The sequence below is a fragment of the Colwellia sp. MB02u-14 genome (assembly GCF_014076915.1).
Taxonomy (GTDB): domain Bacteria; phylum Pseudomonadota; class Gammaproteobacteria; order Enterobacterales; family Alteromonadaceae; genus Colwellia_A.
In genome coordinates this window covers 1-251 of sequence record NZ_JACGUX010000092.1, presented here as the reverse complement: position 1 = coordinate 251, position 251 = coordinate 1, and the positions used below count along the sequence as shown (strand labels likewise).

The following is a 251-nucleotide window of genomic DNA, read 5'->3' as shown; positions in this document are numbered from 1 at the left end:
TCGATTAACTGGGTTAAATCATGGGCGACACTTTCTTGCTCCTTACGGATCTTATTGAGCTCGGTGATATCTTGTCCAACCCCCACAACCCCCACAATACGACCTGCCGCATCCCGGCGTGAAGTTGAGTTTAACAGCACATCCACCCGGTCGCCCGTTTTGGTAAACAACGGAAATTCATAGTTAGCCGACTCTTCACCTTGCAGGGCTTTATCCAATATCCCTTTAACCGAGGCTTTGTAATCATCGGT

1 protein-coding gene is annotated in these 251 nt (G+C 48.6%); it reads right to left on the bottom strand.

Features of this window, described 5'->3' with window-relative positions:
• The coding region (locus H4J52_RS19615) for a PAS domain S-box protein (protein WP_182225415.1) at window positions 1-251 on the bottom strand (251 nt) is incomplete at both ends.